17 protein-coding genes are annotated in these 16,449 nt (G+C 64.0%); 16 read left to right on the top strand and 1 reads right to left on the bottom strand.

Annotated elements, in window-relative coordinates; translation table 11 throughout:
• Positions 1 to 20: 20 nt before the first annotated feature.
• The 16 genes from ccoN (NY023_RS19110) (at position 21) to NY023_RS19185 (ending at position 15,729) form a co-directional block, all read left to right on the top strand.
• Positions 21 to 1,445 carry a cytochrome-c oxidase, cbb3-type subunit I gene (ccoN, locus tag NY023_RS19110; RefSeq protein WP_013973491.1) on the top strand — a complete coding sequence of 475 codons (1,425 nt, stop codon included), beginning with the start codon at positions 21 to 23 and terminating at the stop codon, positions 1,443 to 1,445.
• 13 nt (positions 1,446 to 1,458) lie between these two features.
• Positions 1,459 to 2,067: a cytochrome-c oxidase, cbb3-type subunit II gene (gene ccoO / locus NY023_RS19115; protein WP_013973492.1), complete on the top strand. Its 609-nt coding sequence runs from the start codon at positions 1,459 to 1,461 to the stop codon at positions 2,065 to 2,067.
• Between the two features lie 5 nt (positions 2,068 to 2,072).
• Positions 2,073 to 2,267 carry a cbb3-type cytochrome oxidase subunit 3 gene (locus NY023_RS19120; RefSeq protein ID WP_023661030.1) on the top strand — a complete coding sequence of 65 codons (195 nt, stop codon included), beginning with the start codon at positions 2,073 to 2,075 and terminating at the stop codon, positions 2,265 to 2,267.
• A complete protein-coding gene (gene ccoP / locus NY023_RS19125; protein WP_013973494.1) occupies positions 2,264 to 3,205 on the top strand; it encodes a cytochrome-c oxidase, cbb3-type subunit III in 942 nt (313 codons plus the stop codon). The genes NY023_RS19120 and ccoP (NY023_RS19125) overlap by 4 nt, the downstream gene beginning before the upstream one ends.
• A gap of 456 nt (positions 3,206 to 3,661) precedes the next feature.
• Positions 3,662 to 5,104, top strand: coding sequence for a cytochrome-c oxidase, cbb3-type subunit I (gene ccoN, locus NY023_RS19130; protein ID WP_015271137.1), 1,443 nt, complete (start codon positions 3,662 to 3,664; stop codon positions 5,102 to 5,104).
• Positions 5,104 to 5,712, top strand: a complete 609-nt coding sequence (gene ccoO / locus NY023_RS19135) for a cytochrome-c oxidase, cbb3-type subunit II (protein WP_013973496.1) — start codon at positions 5,104 to 5,106, stop codon at positions 5,710 to 5,712. Before ccoN (NY023_RS19130) ends, ccoO (NY023_RS19135) begins: the two co-directional genes overlap by 1 nt.
• 5 nt (positions 5,713 to 5,717) lie before the next feature.
• The gene (locus tag NY023_RS19140) at positions 5,718 to 5,915 is read left to right on the top strand and encodes a CcoQ/FixQ family Cbb3-type cytochrome c oxidase assembly chaperone (protein WP_015271138.1); all 198 of its coding nucleotides are present in this window, start codon (positions 5,718 to 5,720) and stop codon (positions 5,913 to 5,915) included.
• A complete protein-coding gene (gene ccoP, locus NY023_RS19145; protein WP_013973498.1) occupies positions 5,912 to 6,889 on the top strand; it encodes a cytochrome-c oxidase, cbb3-type subunit III in 978 nt (325 codons plus the stop codon). Before NY023_RS19140 ends, ccoP (NY023_RS19145) begins: the two co-directional genes overlap by 4 nt.
• 322 nt (positions 6,890 to 7,211) lie before the next feature.
• Entirely contained in the window at positions 7,212 to 8,627 is a 1,416-nt protein-coding gene (gene ccoG, locus NY023_RS19150) for a cytochrome c oxidase accessory protein CcoG (RefSeq protein ID WP_015271140.1), read from the top strand.
• Between the two features lie 15 nt (positions 8,628 to 8,642).
• Positions 8,643 to 9,167 carry a FixH family protein gene (locus NY023_RS19155; RefSeq protein WP_003259657.1) on the top strand — a complete coding sequence of 175 codons (525 nt, stop codon included), beginning with the start codon at positions 8,643 to 8,645 and terminating at the stop codon, positions 9,165 to 9,167.
• 155 nt (positions 9,168 to 9,322) lie between these two features.
• Entirely contained in the window at positions 9,323 to 11,797 is a 2,475-nt protein-coding gene (locus tag NY023_RS19160) for a heavy metal translocating P-type ATPase (protein WP_024087433.1), read from the top strand.
• On the top strand, positions 11,776 to 11,991 hold the full coding sequence (ccoS, locus tag NY023_RS19165) for a cbb3-type cytochrome oxidase assembly protein CcoS (RefSeq protein ID WP_013973501.1): 216 nt from the start codon (positions 11,776 to 11,778) through the stop codon (positions 11,989 to 11,991). The genes NY023_RS19160 and ccoS overlap by 22 nt, the downstream gene beginning before the upstream one ends.
• Positions 11,984 to 12,667 carry a sulfite exporter TauE/SafE family protein gene (locus NY023_RS19170; RefSeq protein WP_013973502.1) on the top strand — a complete coding sequence of 228 codons (684 nt, stop codon included), beginning with the start codon at positions 11,984 to 11,986 and terminating at the stop codon, positions 12,665 to 12,667. Before ccoS ends, NY023_RS19170 begins: the two co-directional genes overlap by 8 nt.
• A gap of 157 nt (positions 12,668 to 12,824) precedes the next feature.
• Positions 12,825 to 14,207: an oxygen-independent coproporphyrinogen III oxidase gene (gene hemN, locus NY023_RS19175; RefSeq protein WP_013973503.1), complete on the top strand. Its 1,383-nt coding sequence runs from the start codon at positions 12,825 to 12,827 to the stop codon at positions 14,205 to 14,207.
• A 184-nt stretch (positions 14,208 to 14,391) separates the two neighbouring features.
• On the top strand, positions 14,392 to 15,126 hold the full coding sequence (gene fnrA, locus NY023_RS19180; RefSeq protein ID WP_015271145.1) for a Crp/Fnr family transcriptional regulator FnrA: 735 nt from the start codon (positions 14,392 to 14,394) through the stop codon (positions 15,124 to 15,126).
• Between the two features lie 54 nt (positions 15,127 to 15,180).
• On the top strand, positions 15,181 to 15,729 hold the full coding sequence (locus NY023_RS19185; protein ID WP_013973505.1) for an adenine phosphoribosyltransferase: 549 nt from the start codon (positions 15,181 to 15,183) through the stop codon (positions 15,727 to 15,729).
• Between the two features lie 41 nt (positions 15,730 to 15,770).
• Here NY023_RS19185 and recR read toward each other — a convergent pair whose 3' ends face one another.
• A complete protein-coding gene (gene recR, locus NY023_RS19190; protein ID WP_003259670.1) occupies positions 15,771 to 16,373 on the bottom strand; it encodes a recombination mediator RecR in 603 nt (200 codons plus the stop codon).
• Positions 16,374 to 16,449: the final 76 nt, after the last annotated feature.

Below are 16,449 nucleotides of genomic sequence, written 5' to 3' on the forward strand. Positions count from 1 at the left end.
CCGTGGATGGGAACCCATACATGAACACAACCAGCAGTACCGCCTATAACTACAAGGTGGTCCGCCAATTCGCCATCATGACGGTGGTGTGGGGAATCGTCGGGATGGGGCTCGGCGTCTTCATCGCCGCCCAGCTCGCCTGGCCCTCCCTCAACTTCGACCTCCCCTGGACCAGCTTCGGCCGCCTGCGCCCCCTGCATACCAATGCGGTGATCTTCGCCTTCGGCGGCTGCGCGCTGTTCGCCACCTCCTATTATTCGGTGCAACGCACCTGCCAGACCACCCTGTTCGCACCGGGCCTGGCCGCGTTCACCTTCTGGGGCTGGCAACTGGTGATCCTGCTGGCGGCCATCAGCCTGCCGCTGGGCTACACCAGCTCCAAGGAATACGCCGAACTGGAATGGCCGATCGACATCCTGATCACCATCGTCTGGGTGAGCTACGCCATCGTGTTCTTCGGCACGCTGATGAAGCGCAACACCAAGCACATCTACGTCGGTAACTGGTTCTTCGGCGGCTTCATCCTCACCGTGGCGATGCTGCACGTCGTCAACAACCTGGAACTGCCGGTCAGCCTGACCAAGTCCTACTCGGTCTATGCCGGTGCCACCGATGCCATGGTGCAGTGGTGGTATGGCCACAACGCCGTGGGCTTCTTCCTGACCGCAGGCTTCCTGGGGATGATGTACTACTACGTGCCCAAGCAGGCCGAACGCCCGGTGTATTCCTATCGCCTGTCGATCGTGCACTTCTGGGCGCTGATCACCCTGTACATCTGGGCCGGCCCGCACCACCTGCACTACACCGCCCTGCCCGACTGGGCGCAGTCGCTGGGCATGGTGATGTCGCTGATCCTGCTGGCACCAAGCTGGGGCGGCATGATCAACGGCATGATGACCCTGTCCGGCGCCTGGCACAAACTGCGCAGCGACCCGATCCTGCGTTTCCTGGTGGTGTCGCTGGCGTTCTACGGCATGTCCACCTTCGAAGGCCCGATGATGGCCATCAAGACGGTCAACGCCCTGTCCCACTACACCGACTGGACCATCGGCCACGTGCACGCCGGCGCCCTCGGCTGGGTGGCGATGATCTCGATCGGCGCGCTGTACCACACCATCCCGAAAGTATTCGGCAAGGAGCGCATGTACAGCATCGGCCTGATCAACGCGCACTTCTGGCTGGCCACCATCGGCACCGTGCTGTACATCGCCTCGATGTGGGTCAACGGCATCGCCCAGGGCCTGATGTGGCGCGCGGTCAACAGCGACGGCACGCTCACCTACTCGTTCGTGGAAACCCTGGTGGCCAGCCATCCAGGCTTCATCGTGCGCTTCGTCGGCGGTGCGATCTTCCTCAGCGGCATGTTCCTGATGGCCTGGAACACCTGGCGCACCGTGCGTTCGCCGGCGCTCGATGTCGCCCCTGCGAACGCCCAGCTGGCTTGAGGAGACCTGCCTGATGAAACATGAAGTCATCGAGAAAAACGTCGGCCTGCTGGCCCTGCTGATGGTGTTCGCCGTCAGCATCGGCGGCCTGACCCAGATCGTCCCGTTGTTCTTCCAGGACGTCACCAACAAGCCGGTGGAAGGCATGAAGCCCTACACCGCGCTGCAGCTGGAAGGCCGCGATATCTACATCCGCGAAGGCTGCGTGGGCTGCCACTCGCAGATGATCCGCCCGTTCCGCGCCGAAACCGAGCGCTATGGCCACTACTCGGTGGCTGGTGAAAGCGTGTGGGACCATCCGTTCCTGTGGGGCTCCAAGCGCACCGGGCCGGACCTGGCCCGGGTCGGTGGCCGCTACTCGGACGACTGGCACCGTGCGCACCTGTACAACCCGCGCAACGTGGTACCGGAGTCGAAGATGCCGTCGTACCCATGGCTGGTCGCCCAGCAGGTCGACAACAGCCATACCGACACCAAGATGCGCACCCTGCGCACCCTGGGCGTGCCGTACACCGACGATGACATCGCCGGGGCCCGCGACGCGGTCAAGGGCAAGACCGAAATGGATGCCCTGGTCGCCTACCTGCAGGTGCTAGGCACCGCGATCAAGAACAAGAGGTGAATGCGATGGGAATGGACATCGGCATGATCCGCGGCCTGGGCACCCTGGTGGTGATGATCGCCTTCATCGGCCTCACCCTGTGGGTATTCAACCGCCGCCGCGACCGTGATTTCGCCGAAGCGCGCCTGCTGCCCTTCGTCGACGACCGCCTGCCCTCTGCCGGACAGGAACCTGCTGCAAAAAGGAGTAACGGGCAATGACCACCTTCTGGAGTACGTACATCTGCGTACTGACCATCGGTAGCCTGATTGGCCTGACCTGGCTGCTGCTCGCCACCCGCAAGGGCCAGAGCAACAACACCACCGACCAGACCATGGGCCACAGCTTCGACGGCATCGAGGAATACGACAACCCGCTGCCCAAGTGGTGGTTCTGGCTGTTCGTCGGCACCCTGGTGTTCTCGGTCGGCTACCTGATCCTCTATCCGGGCCTGGGCAACTGGAAGGGCATCCTGCCGGGCTATGAAAATGGCTGGACTGGCGCCAACGAATGGCAGAAGGAGATGGAGAAGGCTGACGCAAGATTCGGCCCGATCTTTGCCAAGTACGCCGCCATGCCCGTGGAAGAAGTGGCCAAGGACCCGCAGGCACTGAAGATGGGCAGCCGCCTGTTCGCCTCCAACTGCTCGGTTTGCCATGGCTCGGATGCCAAGGGTGCCTATGGTTTCCCCAACCTCACCGACAAAGACTGGCGCTGGGGCGGCGAAGCGGAAACCATCAAGGCGTCGATCATGAACGGTCGTCACGGCGTGATGCCGGCCTGGGCCGAAGTGATCGGCGAGCAGGGCGTGGCGGATGTGGCCGCGTTCGTGCTCACCAACCTCGATGGCCGCAGCCTGCCGGAAGGGGTCAAGGCTGACGCCGCCAAGGGCAAGGAGATCTTTGCCGGCAACTGCGTGGCCTGCCACGGACCTGAAGGCAAAGGCACCCCGGCCATGGGCGCACCAGACCTGACTCACCCGCAGGCGTTCATCTACGGTTCGAGCTTTGCCCAGCTGCAGCAGACCATTCGCTATGGTCGCCAGGGTCAGATGCCGGCGCAGGCGGAGATCCAGGGCAACGACAAGGTGCACCTGCTGGCGGCGTATGTGTATAGCCTGTCGCAGGATCAAGCTTCGCCAGACCTGACTGCCAAGTAACACCCATTCGCGGCGGTTCGGCGTCCCGACTCGCCCGCTCCCACAGGTTAACCACAGATTTCAAGCATTGTGGTGAACCTGTGGGAGCGGGCAAGCCCGCGAAGGGCTGCAAAGCAGCCCCTCTCCCCGCTCTACCCCTCCTTGCACCCCCTCCGAACACAACTAAGCTTGTTGCCTCAGTGGGCCTCGCTCCGAAAGGACCGAAGCAGACGCGGCGCGTAGCCTGTCGCCGTCCCGATAAAAAGCTTGACCGATCGATCAGAAAAAGGCGAAAAACGGTACACATTACAAATATTTATTTGTGTACAATCGTCCAGACCCGATCGCTGCGGGACATCAGTGAACGGGCTCGGGCACGGGTCGGCGTACCAAAGTTGCGTTGCGGTAACCCCGGTGGTTCAATACTGGCGCCGATTTTTCGACCAACAAGAACATCAAAACCGTGGAACCTTAGCAATGAGCACAGCAATCAGTCCGACTGCTTATAACTATAAGGTCGTCCGCCAGTTCGCCATCATGACGGTGGTCTGGGGGATCCTTGGCATGGGCCTCGGCGTCTTCATCGCCTCGCAGCTGGTATGGCCGCAACTGAACCTGGACCTGCCCTGGACCAGCTTCGGCCGCCTGCGCCCGCTGCACACCAACCTGGTGATCTTCGCCTTCGGGGGCTGTGCGCTGTTCGGCACCAGCTACTACGTGGTGCAGCGCACCTGCCAGACCCGGCTGATCTCCGACAGCATGGCCGCCTTCACCTTCTGGGGTTGGCAGGCGGTGATCGTCGGGGCGCTGATCACCCTGCCGATGGGCTACACCACCACCAAGGAGTACGCCGAGCTCGAGTGGCCGCTGGCGATCCTGCTGGCCATCGTCTGGGTCACCTACGGGTTGGTGTTCTTCGGCACCATCGTCAAGCGCAAGACCAAGCATATCTATGTCGGCAACTGGTTCTACGGCGCCTTCATCGTGGTTACCGCGATGCTGCACATCGTCAACCACATCTCGCTGCCGGTAAGCCTGTTCAAGTCGTACTCGGCCTACTCCGGCGCCACCGACGCGATGATCCAGTGGTGGTACGGCCACAACGCCGTGGGCTTCTTCCTCACCACCGGCTTCCTGGGGATGATGTACTACTTCGTACCCAAGCAGGCCGAACGCCCGATCTACTCGTATCGCCTGTCTATCGTGCACTTCTGGGCACTGATCACCCTGTACATCTGGGCTGGCCCGCACCACCTGCACTACACCGCCCTGCCAGACTGGGCACAGTCGCTGGGCATGGTCATGTCGATCATCCTGCTGGCGCCAAGCTGGGGCGGCATGATCAACGGCATGATGACCCTGTCCGGTGCCTGGCACAAACTGCGCACCGACCCGATCCTTCGCTTCCTGGTGGTGTCGCTGGCGTTCTACGGCATGTCCACCTTCGAAGGCCCGATGATGGCCATCAAGACCGTGAACTCGCTGTCGCACTACACCGACTGGACCATCGGCCACGTGCACGCCGGCGCCCTCGGCTGGGTGGCGATGATCTCGATCGGCGCCGTGTACCACATGATCCCGCGCCTGTATGGCCGCGAGCAGATGCACAGCGTCGGCCTGATCAACGCGCACTTCTGGCTGGCCACCATCGGTACCGTGCTGTACATCGCCTCGATGTGGGTAAACGGCATCACCCAGGGCCTGATGTGGCGCGCCATCAACGACGACGGCACCCTCACCTACTCCTTCGTCGAAGCCCTGCAGGCCAGCCACCCTGGCTATATCGTCCGCGCCCTGGGCGGTGCGTTCTTCGCCACCGGCATGCTGCTGATGGCCTACAACGTGTTCCGTACCGTACGTGCCGCCAACCCGGCACAGGCTGAGGAAGCCGCCAAGATCGTCGTCGTGGGAGCGCACTGATGAAGCATGAAGCCGTCGAGAAGAACATAGGCCTGCTGGCCTTCTTCATGGTCATCGCCGTGAGCGTCGGTGGCCTGACCCAGATCGTCCCGCTGTTTTTCCAGGACGTCACCAACAAACCCGTGGAAGGCATGAAGCCGCGCACCGCGCTGGAGCTTGAAGGCCGCGATATCTACATCCGCGAAGGCTGCGTGGGCTGCCACTCGCAGATGATCCGCCCGTTCCGTGCCGAAACCGAGCGCTACGGCCATTACTCGGTGGCCGGCGAGAGCGTGTGGGACCACCCGTTCCTGTGGGGTTCCAAGCGTACCGGGCCGGACCTGGCGCGGGTCGGTGGCCGCTACTCCGATGACTGGCACCGTGCGCACCTGTACAACCCGCGCAACGTGGTACCGGAATCGAAGATGCCGTCGTACCCGTGGCTGGTCGAGCACAAGCTCGACGGCAAGGACACCGCGAAGAAGATGGAAGTGCTGCGCACCCTCGGCGTGCCATACACCGACGCTGACATCGCCGGGGCCCGCGACGCGGTCAAGGGCAAGACCGAAATGGACGCCATCGTCGCGTACCTGCAGGGTCTTGGCACCATCATCAAGAGCAAACGGTGACGCTGATGGATATCGGGATGATTCGCGGCCTGGGCACCGTCGTGGTGATGGTGGCCTTCGTGGGCCTGGCGCTGTGGGTGTTCAACCCACGGCGCAAGAAGGACTTCGACGAAGCGACCCAACTGCCCTTCGCGGATGACCCCGAGGCCTGCCGCCACGTCGAGCAAGAGCACGCAAAAGCTTCTGGGAGCAAAAAACAATGACAACCTTCTGGAGTCTGTACGTTACCGTCCTGACCCTGGGCACCATCTTCTCGTTGACCTGGCTGCTGCTGTCGACCCGCAAGGGCCAGCGCGAAGAGGTCACCGACGAAACCGTCGGGCATGCCTTCGATGGCATCGAGGAGTACGACAACCCACTGCCGAAATGGTGGTTCTGGCTGTTCGTCGGTACCATCATCTTCGCCCTCGGCTACCTGGTGCTGTACCCGGGCCTGGGCAACTGGAAAGGCGTCCTGCCAGGCTACTCATACCTGGATAACGACAAGCAGACCGAGTTTTCCAACGGCCAGCCGGGCTGGACCGGCGTGCACGAGTGGGAAAAGGAAATGGCCAAGGCCGACGCCCGCTTCGGGCCGATCTTCGCCAAGTTCGCCGCCATGCCCATCACCGAGGTGGCCAAGGACCCGCAGGCCCTGAAGATGGGCGCGCGGCTGTTCGCCTCCAACTGCTCGGTGTGCCACGGTTCCGACGCCAAGGGTGCCTTCGGCTTCCCTAACCTCACCGACAACGACTGGCGCTGGGGCGGCGAGCCAGACACCATCAAGACCACCATCATGGGCGGTCGCCACGGCGTGATGCCGGCCTGGGCCGAGGTGATCGGTGACCAGGGCGTGGCCGATGTGGCCGCGTTCGTGGTCAGCAAGCTCGATGGCCGCACCCTGCCAGAGGGCGTGAAGGCCGATGCCGAGAACGGGCAGAAGATCTTCGCCGCCAACTGCGTGGCCTGCCACGGCCCCGAGGGCAAGGGCACGCCAGCCATGGGCGCGCCGAACCTGACCCATCCGCAGGCGTTCATCTACGGCTCGAGCTTTGCCCAGTTGCAACAGACCATCCGCTACGGTCGCCAGGGGCAGATGCCGGCCCAGGAGCAGCTGCAAGGGAATGACAAGGTGCACTTGCTGGCGGCTTATGTGTACAGCCTGTCGCAGCAGGCCGAACCGGCCAAGGCCGAGTAAGGCAGGCCCGGCCTCTTCGCGGGTAAACCCGCTCCCACAGGTACTGCGCTCGCGTCAGGATCTGTGCGATCCCTGTGGGAGCGGGTTCACCCGCGAAGAGGCCGGTACTGAAAACACATTTGTTGCAGGCCCCATGACTTGGATCAATTGACACCTGCCATAACACGATTCATACCACGAACCCAACGCGACTAAAGGTCGCAGTGCAGCCCCATACTGCCATCAGCGGCGTATCATGGGCCGCAGAGCGCTAGCAGATTGCGCGAGACTGCGGCCGGCATGCACTGGCTGCGGCACTTCTCCACTGCCGTGGGACTTGATGATGAGCAAGCAAATTCCGGTACATGACGTCACCCCGCCTGCCAACAAAGGGAAGGATTCCGTCGACCTCTACGCCTCCCGGGAAAAGATCTACACCCGCGCTTTCACCGGCCTGTTCCGACGCCTGCGCATGGTCGGCGGGGCTGTGCTGTTCCTGCTGTACTTCGGCACGGTGTGGTTGAACTGGGGCGGCCACCAGGCCGTGTGGTGGAACCTGCCCGAACGCAAGTTCTACATCTTCGGCGCCACCATCTGGCCGCAAGACTTCATATTGCTCTCGGGCATTCTCATCGTGGCCGCCTTCGGCCTGTTCTTCATCACCGTGTTCGCCGGCCGGGTATGGTGCGGCTACACCTGCCCGCAAAGCGTGTGGACATGGATTTTCATGTGGTGCGAGAAGGTCACCGAGGGCGACCGCAACCAGCGCATGAAGCTCGACAAAGCCCCCATGAGCGGCAACAAGTTCCTGCGCAAGTTCGCCAAGCACAGCCTGTGGCTGCTGATCGGTTTCGTCACCGGCATGACCTTCGTCGGCTATTTCTCGCCGATCCGTGAACTGGCCATCGAATTCTTTACCGGCCAGGCCGACGGCTGGGCCTACTTCTGGGTCGGCTTCTTCACCCTCGCCACCTACGGCAACGCCGGCTGGCTGCGCGAGCAGGTGTGTGTGTACATGTGCCCCTACGCGCGCTTCCAGAGCGTGATGTTCGACAAAGACACGCTGATCGTTTCCTACGACCCGCGTCGTGGCGAAACCCGCGGCCCGCGCAAAAAGGACCTGGACTACAAGGCCGCGGGCCTGGGCGACTGCATCGACTGCACCATGTGCGTGCAGGTCTGCCCCACCGGCATCGATATCCGTGACGGCCTGCAGATCGAGTGCATCGGCTGCGCCGCGTGCATCGATGCCTGTGACAACATCATGGACAAGATGAATTACCCAAGGGGGCTGATCAGCTACACCACCGAGCACAACCTGTCCGGGCAGAAGACCCACATGCTGCGCCCGCGCCTGATCGGCTATGCCGTGGTACTGCTGGTGATGATGGTCGGCCTGGCCACCGCCTTCGCCACCCGTTCGCTGGTCGGTTTCGACGTCAGCAAGGACCGCGTGCTGTACCGCGAGAACGCCCAGGGCCGGATCGAGAACGTGTATAGCCTGAAGGTGATGAACAAGGACCAGCGTGACCACGTCTACGTGCTGGACGCCACCGGCCTGCCGGACCTGAAGCTTGAAGGCCAGCGCGAGATCCGCGTGGACGCTGGTGATATCGTCAGCCTGCCGGTGCAGCTGTCGATCGCGCCCGAGAAACTGCCATCGACCACCAACGAAATTACCTTCATCCTCAAGAGCGCCGATGACAGCGACGCCCAGGTTGAAGCCAAGAGCCGCTTCATCGGCCCACAGATCCGCTAAGAGAGATAACCCACAATGCCTGCCACCGCCGCCAGCCCCTGGTACAAGCACCTCTGGCCCTGGATCATCATCGGCATTCTCGCCACCTCGGTGTGCCTGAGCCTGACCATGGTCAGCATCGCCGTGCACAACCCGGACAACCTGGTGAACGACAACTACTACGAGGCTGGCAAGGGCATCAACCGCTCGCTGGACCGAGAACTGCTGGCGCAGACGCTGGGCCTGAAGGCCGGCGTGCACCTGGACGAGCTGACCGGCGAAGTGGACGTGCGCCTGACCGGCAACAGCGACCCGCAGAGCCTGGAGCTGAACCTGATCTCGCCAACCCAGCCGGAGAAAGACCGCAAGGTGCTGTTGAGCCGGGTCGAGGCTGGGCGCTATGTAGGGCAGCTGGAGGACAAGGTTGACGGGCGGCGCTTCGTTGAGCTGCTGGGTAGTGAAGGTGGCCAGGTTTGGCGCTTGTTCGAGGAAGAAAAGGTCGAGCATGGTGTGACCTTGCAGCTGGGTGATGAAGCACTGCAAGGTGCCGAGCACCAATAATCGCACCTCCGCCGCTCCTTGTACTTGTAGGAGCAGGTTTACCCGCGAATGCGTCTAACCTGAAAACATCATTGCCTGATCTGACGCATTCGCGGGTGAACCCGCTCCCACAGGTGCTGTGCCCAACCAGCCGATTTGTGTAAGGCAATGATGTGATGACCCAGCCCACCCCTTGCTACCACTGCGCAATGCCCGTCCCTGCCGGCAGCCGCTTCAACGCCGTGGTCCTCGGTGAGTCCCGGCAGTTCTGCTGCCCCGGCTGCCAGGCGGTGGCCGAGTCGATCGTCGCCGGTGGCCTGGAGCACTATTACCAGCATCGTAGCGACAACAGTGCCAACCCCGAGGCCCTGCCCAAACAACTGCAGGACGAGCTCGCCCTCTATGACCGCAGCGACTTACAGCAAACCTTCGTTCGCCATGCTGGCGACCTGGCCGAGACCACCCTGCTGGTCGAAGGCATCAGCTGCGCCGCCTGCGGCTGGCTGATCGAAAAGCACCTGCGCAACCTGCCCGGCGTCGCCGAGGCGCGTCTGAACCTGTCCAACCACCGCCTGCTGCTGAACTGGGATGACAAGCAACTGCCGCTCTCGCGCCTGCTCGCCGAGCTGCGCCAGATCGGCTACGCCGCCCACCCCTATCAGCCCGACCAGGCCGCCGAGCAACTGGCCCGCGAGAACCGCAGCGCCCTGCGCCGCCTGGGCGTGGCCGGGCTGCTGTGGTTCCAGGCGATGATGGCAACCATGGCCACCTGGCCGGAATTCAACATCGACCTGTCGCCCGAACTGCACACCATCCTGCGCTGGGTGGCGCTATTTCTCACCATCCCCATCGTGTTCTACAGCTGCGCACCGTTCTTCAAGGGCGCGGCACGCGACCTGCGTACCCGCCACCTGACCATGGACGTTTCGGTGTCGCTGGCCATTGGCCTGGCCTTTGGCGCCGGCATCTGGACCGCCATCACCGGCAGCGGCGAGCTGTATTTCGACACCGTGGGCATGTTCGCGCTGTTCCTGCTCACTGGCCGTTACCTGGAGCGCCGCGCCCGCGAACGCACCGCAGCGGCCACTGCGCAGCTGGTCAACCTGCTGCCGGCCTCGTGCCTGCGCCTGGACGCCGTCGGCCGCAGCGAACGCATCCTGCTCAGCGAACTGCAGCGCGGTGACACGGTGCAGGTGCTGCCAGGCGCGGTAATCCCCGCCGACGGGCGCATCGTCGAAGGCCGCTCCAGCGTCGATGAATCGTTGCTGACCGGTGAATACCTGCCGCAACCACGGCGGGTCGGCGAGCGGGTCACGGGCGGTACCCTGAACGTCGAAAGCACCCTGAACGTGGAAGTCGAAGCCCTCGGCCACGACTCGCGGTTGTCGGCCATCGTCCGCCTGCTGGAACGCGCCCAGACCGAAAAACCCCGCCTGGCCGAAATCGCCGACCGGGCCTCGCAGTGGTTCCTGCTGTTCTCGCTGCTGGCCGCCGCGGCCATCGGCCTGTGGTGGTGGCACCTGGACCCGACGCGGGCGTTCTGGATCGTGCTGGCCATGTTGGTAGCGACCTGCCCCTGCGCGCTGTCCCTGGCCACGCCAACGGCGCTTACCGCAGCCACTGGTACGTTGCACAAGCTCGGCCTGCTGGTGACCCGTGGCCATGTGCTGGAAGGCCTGAACCAGATCGACACGGTGATTTTCGACAAGACCGGAACGCTGACCGAAGGCCGCCTGACCTTGCGCAGCATTCGACCGCTCGGCAGCCTGCCCGCCGACCGCTGCCTGGCCCTGGCCGCAGCGCTGGAGAACCGCTCCGAACACCCCATCGCCCGTGCCTTCGGCCGCACCGCCACGCCTGCTGACGACGTGCAGACCGTGCCGGGCCTGGGCCTGGAAGGGCTGGTCGACGGCCAGCGCCTGCGCATTGGCCAGGCCACCTTCGTCTGCGCCCTGAGCGGAGCGGAAATCCCTGGCGTGCCAGAGCCGCGCGGCCAGTGGCTGCTACTGGGCGACCGCCAGGGCCCACTGGCCTGGTTCGGCCTGGACGACCGCCTGCGCGACGATGCCCCTGCCCTGCTAGCAGCCTGCAAGGCCCGTGGCTGGCGCACGCTGCTGCTGTCGGGCGACAGCTCGCCGATGGTCGCCGAAGTGGCCGCGCAGCTGGGCATCGACCAGGCCATCGGCGGCCTGCGCCCGGACGACAAACTGGACCGGCTGAAGGCGCTGCAGGCGGCCGGGCGCAAGGTGCTGATGCTGGGTGACGGGGTCAACGACGTGCCGGTACTGGCCGCCGCGGACATCAGCATCGCCATGGGCAGCGCCACCGACCTGGCCAAGACCAGCGCCGACGCCGTGCTGCTGTCCAACCGCCTGCAGGCGCTGGTACAGGCCTTCGAGCTGGCCCGCCGCACCCGCCGCAACATCCTCGAGAACCTGCTGTGGGCGACCCTGTATAATGGCCTGATGTTGCCGTTCGCCGCGCTCGGCTGGATCACCCCGGTATGGGCAGCCATCGGCATGTCGGTCAGTTCGCTGATCGTGGTGCTCAATGCCCTGCGCCTGACCCGCCAGCCCCCGGCATCGGGTTTGCCATCGACCGAAGCGCCCCTGCCTGGGAGGAAGACGCCATGCCCGCCCTCTATGTCATGATTCCCGCGGCCCTGCTGCTGGTCGGCGTGGCCGTGTACATCTTCTTCTGGGCGGTGGACAGCGGCCAGTACGACGACCTGGAAAGCCCTGCCCACAGCATCCTGTTCGACGACCAGGACCCGCGCCATCAGGCGGCGGTGAAGCCTGACGACAGCAAGGCCGACACCGACAAGGAAAACCCGCCCCGTGCCTGACCTGCTGCCCCTGCTGGGCTCGGCGTTGATCCTCGGTTTGCTCGGCGGCGGCCACTGCCTGGGCATGTGCGGCGGCCTGATGGGCGCGCTGACCCTTGCCATCCCGCCTGAACAACGTGGTCGGCGCATGCGCCTGCTGCTCGCGTACAACCTTGGCCGCATTCTCAGTTATGCCTGTGCCGGCCTGCTGCTGGGCCTGGCCGGCTGGGCCGTGGCCAGCAGCCCGGCGGCGCTGGCACTGCGGGTGGTGGCGGCGCTGCTGTTGATCGCCATGGGGCTGTACCTGGCCGGCTGGTGGAGCGGGCTGACCCGCATCGAGGCGCTGGGCCGGGGACTGTGGCGGCATATTCAGCCAGTGGCGTCGCGCTTGCTACCGGTATCCAGCATGCCCCGGGCGTTGCTGCTGGGGGCCTTGTGGGGATGGTTGCCATGCGGGTTGGTGTACAGCACCTTGCTGTGGGCGGCCAGCCAGGGCAATGCCGGGTACAGCGCGGCGCTGATGCTGGCGTTCGGCGTGGGAACCTGGCCGGTGCTACTGGCCACGGGACTGGCGGCTGAGCGAGTAAACCGGTTGTTGAAACGGCGCAGTGTGCGGGTGGCTGGCGGGGTGCTGGTGATGCTGTTTGGGGTATGGACCCTGCCCGGGCCGCATCAGCATTGGTTGATGGGGCATTGATGGGGGCCGCCGTGCGGCCCTTTTCGGGCATGCCCGCTCCCACAGGGCCCTGCGAACGGCTGATAGCAGCCCCTATGCCCTTGATACAAATCAACACCGGTTCCTGCAGACAGCCATAGACTCCGGGGCACTGCTGCTCTTTCCGGGGACCACCCTCATGCTCGACGACCTACGTTGGGATACCGACCTGATCCGCCGCTACGACCTGGCCGGGCCACGCTACACCTCCTACCCGACCGCCGTGCAACTGCACAGCGAAGTGGGCTCGTTCGACCTGCTCCACGCCCTGCGCGAGAGCCGTCGGGCCGTGCGCCCGCTGTCGCTGTACGTGCACGTGCCGTTCTGCGCCAACATCTGCTACTACTGCGCCTGCAACAAGGTCATCACCAAAGACCGCGCCCGCGCTGCGCCCTACCTGCAGCGCCTGGAGCAGGAAATCCAGCTGATCGCCTGCCACCTCGATCCCAAGCAGCGTGTCGAGCAGTTGCACTTCGGCGGCGGCACGCCAACCTTCCTCAGCCATGTGGAACTGCGCCAGCTGATGGCCACCCTGCGCCAGCACTTCCACCTGCTGGACGACGACTCCGGCGACTACGGCATCGAGATCGACCCGCGCGAAGCCGACTGGTCGACCATGGGCCTGCTCCGCGAACTGGGCTTCAACCGCGTCAGCCTGGGCGTGCAGGACCTCGACCCAGCCGTGCAGCGCGCGGTCAACCGCCTGCAGAGCCTGGAGCAGACCCGCACCCTGATCGAAGCCGCGCGCACCCTGCAGTTCCGCTCGATCAACCTCGACCTGATCTACGGCCTGCCCAAGCAAACCCCGGAAGGCTTTGCCCGCACTGTCGAAGAAGTGATCCGCCTGCAACCCGACCGCCTGTCGGTGTTCAACTACGCCCACCTGCCCGAGCGCTTCATGCCGCAACGGCGCATCGACAGCAATGACCTGCCCAGCGCGGCCGCTAAGCTGGAGATGCTGCACGCCACCATCGACCAGCTGACCGCAGCCGGCTACCGCTACATCGGCATGGACCACTTCGCCCTGCCCGACGACGAGCTCGCCATCGCCCAGGAGGAAGGCACCCTGCAGCGCAACTTCCAGGGCTACACCACCCATGGGCACTGCGACCTGATCGGCCTGGGCGTGTCGGCCATCAGCCAGATCGGCGACCTGTACTGCCAGAACAGCAGCGACCTCAACACCTACCAGGACAGCCTGTCCAACGTCCAACTGGCCACCCAGCGCGGCCTGCTGTGCAACCACGACGACCGTATCCGCCGTGCAGTGATCCAGCAACTGATCTGCCATTTCGAGCTCGATTTCGAGCCGATCGAACAGGCATTCACCATTGATTTTCGCGGCTACTTCAACGACCTCTGGCCAGAACTGCTGACCTTGCAGCGCGACGGCCTGATCCGCCTGGACGACAAAGGCATCCGCATCCTGCCGGCCGGCCGCCTGCTGGCGCGCTCGGTATGCATGGTGTTCGACGCTTACCTGGCGATGCACAACCGCCAGCGCTTCTCGCGGGTGATCTGAACCGAGTCGTTCAACCGCATGGACAAAGTTCCTTGCCAGGCACACCATGGGCACAGCGAAGGCCCCGGCGCACACCCGCCGGGGCCGGGCCAGCTCGCACCACAACAGCGCACGCTGGCCTACAACCTATGCCGTGAGTTACCCTTACGTCTTATGTGTGCTTTCCCACAAGGATCGAATGAAAATGTCCGAGCCAGTCAAACTGCGCCCACACAACCAGGCCCATTGCAAGGACTGCAGCCTGGCCCCCCTGTGCCTGCCTCTGTCGCTCAACCTGGAAGACATGGATGCACTGGATGAAATCGTCAAACGTGGGCGGCCGTTGAAAAAAGGCGAGTTCCTGTTCCGCCAGGGCGACAATTTCGGCTCGGTCTACGCGGTACGTTCCGGCGCGCTGAAAACCTTCAGCCTCAGCGACAGCGGCGAAGAGCAGATCACCGGCTTCCACCTGCCCAGCGAGCTGGTCGGCCTGTCGGGCATGGACACCGAAGCCTACCCGGTGTCGGCCCAGGCCCAGGAAACTACCTCGGTGTGCGAAATCCCGTTCGAACGTCTCGACGAGCTGTCGGTGCAGCTACCGCAGCTACGCCGCCAACTGATGCGGGTAATGAGCCGGGAAATCCGCGACGACCAGCAGATGATGCTGCTGCTGTCGAAAAAGACCGCTGACGAGCGTATTGCCACCTTCCTGGTCAACCTGTCGGCACGCTTCCGCGCCCGCGGCTATTCGGCCAACCAGTTCCGCCTGAGCATGTCGCGCAACGAAATCGGCAACTACTTGGGCCTGGCGGTGGAAACCGTGTCGCGGGTGTTCACCCGCTTCCAGCAGAATGGCCTGATCCGCGCCGAAGGCAAGGAAGTGCACATTCTCGACCCGATCCAGCTGTGCGCGCTGGCCGGCGGAGCAATGGAGGCCTGAGGCCGGCGTTTAGCGGGTATACTTGGGCATTCGTTTCCCAGGATACCCGCAACAATGCACAGCGACGCCTTCGACCTCAAAGCCCTGATCCGCCCGGTAGTGGACTTCCCCAAACCGGGTGTGATCTTCCGCGATATCACCCCGCTGTTCCAGTCGCCGCGCGGGCTGCGCTATGTGGCCGACCAGTTCATCGAACGCTATGTCGAAGCCGAGTTCAGCCACATCGGTGCCATGGATGCCCGGGGCTTCCTGATCGGCTCGATCATCGCACACCAACTGAACAAGCCGCTGATCCTGTTCCGCAAGCAGGGCAAGCTGCCGGCTGATGTGCTGAGCGAGGGTTACCAGACCGAGTACGGCGAAGCCTTCCTGGAAGTGCACGCCGACAGCCTGTGCGAAGGGGATTCGGTGTTGATCTTCGATGACTTGATTGCTACGGGCGGTACGCTGCTGGCAGCGGCCAACCTGGTGCGCCGGACCGGTGCGCAGGTGTTCGAGGCGGCAGCGATCATCGATCTGCCGGAGCTGGACGGGTCGCGCCGGCTGCAGACGGCCGGGGTACCGACTTTCTGCCTGACCGAGTTTTCTCTTAGCGAGTACTGAGTTGGGTTTTGGGGCTGCAAAGCGGCCCCAACAATTCTGAATCAGAGCGAAATCGGCCGACGCCCCGCAAAAGCATGGGCCAAGGTCCCACCATCCACCAGCTCAAGCTCGCCGCCCAGCGGTACACCATGGGCAATCCGCGACGCCACCAGGCCCTTCTCGCTCAGCAACTGGGCAATGTAATGCGCCGTCGCCTCCCCTTCCACCGTCGGGTTGGTCGCCAGGATCACCTCGGTGAAGGTGCCCTGCTCCTCGATCCGCGCCATCAGCTGCGGAATCCCGATCGCCTCGGGCCCCAGCCCGTCCAGCGGCGACAAGTGGCCCTTGAGCACGAAGTAGCGGCCACGGTAGCCGGTCTGCTCCACTGCATACACATCGGTCGGCCCTTCGACCACACACAACTGGGTATCGTCACGGCGCGTGTCGGCGCATTGCGGGCACAGCTCCTGCTCGGTCAGGGTACGGCACTGACGGCAATGCCCAACCCCTTCCATGGCCTGGGTCAAGGCCTGTGCCAGGCGCAGGCCACCGCTACGGTCACGCTCGAGCAGTTGCAGGGCCATGCGCTGGGCGGTTTTCTGGCCGACACCCGGGAGAATACGCAGGGCATCGATCAGTTGGCGGATGAGTGGGCTGAAGCTCATGGGAAAGGCCTGACAAATCAATAAGAGGCGGTTTATACCCAGCAGGGGCAGTGGCGTCAAATCAGCCATGCGACCT

This window comes from Pseudomonas sp. NBB (assembly GCF_032701105.1).
GTDB lineage: Bacteria > Pseudomonadota > Gammaproteobacteria > Pseudomonadales > Pseudomonadaceae > Aquipseudomonas > Aquipseudomonas asiatica.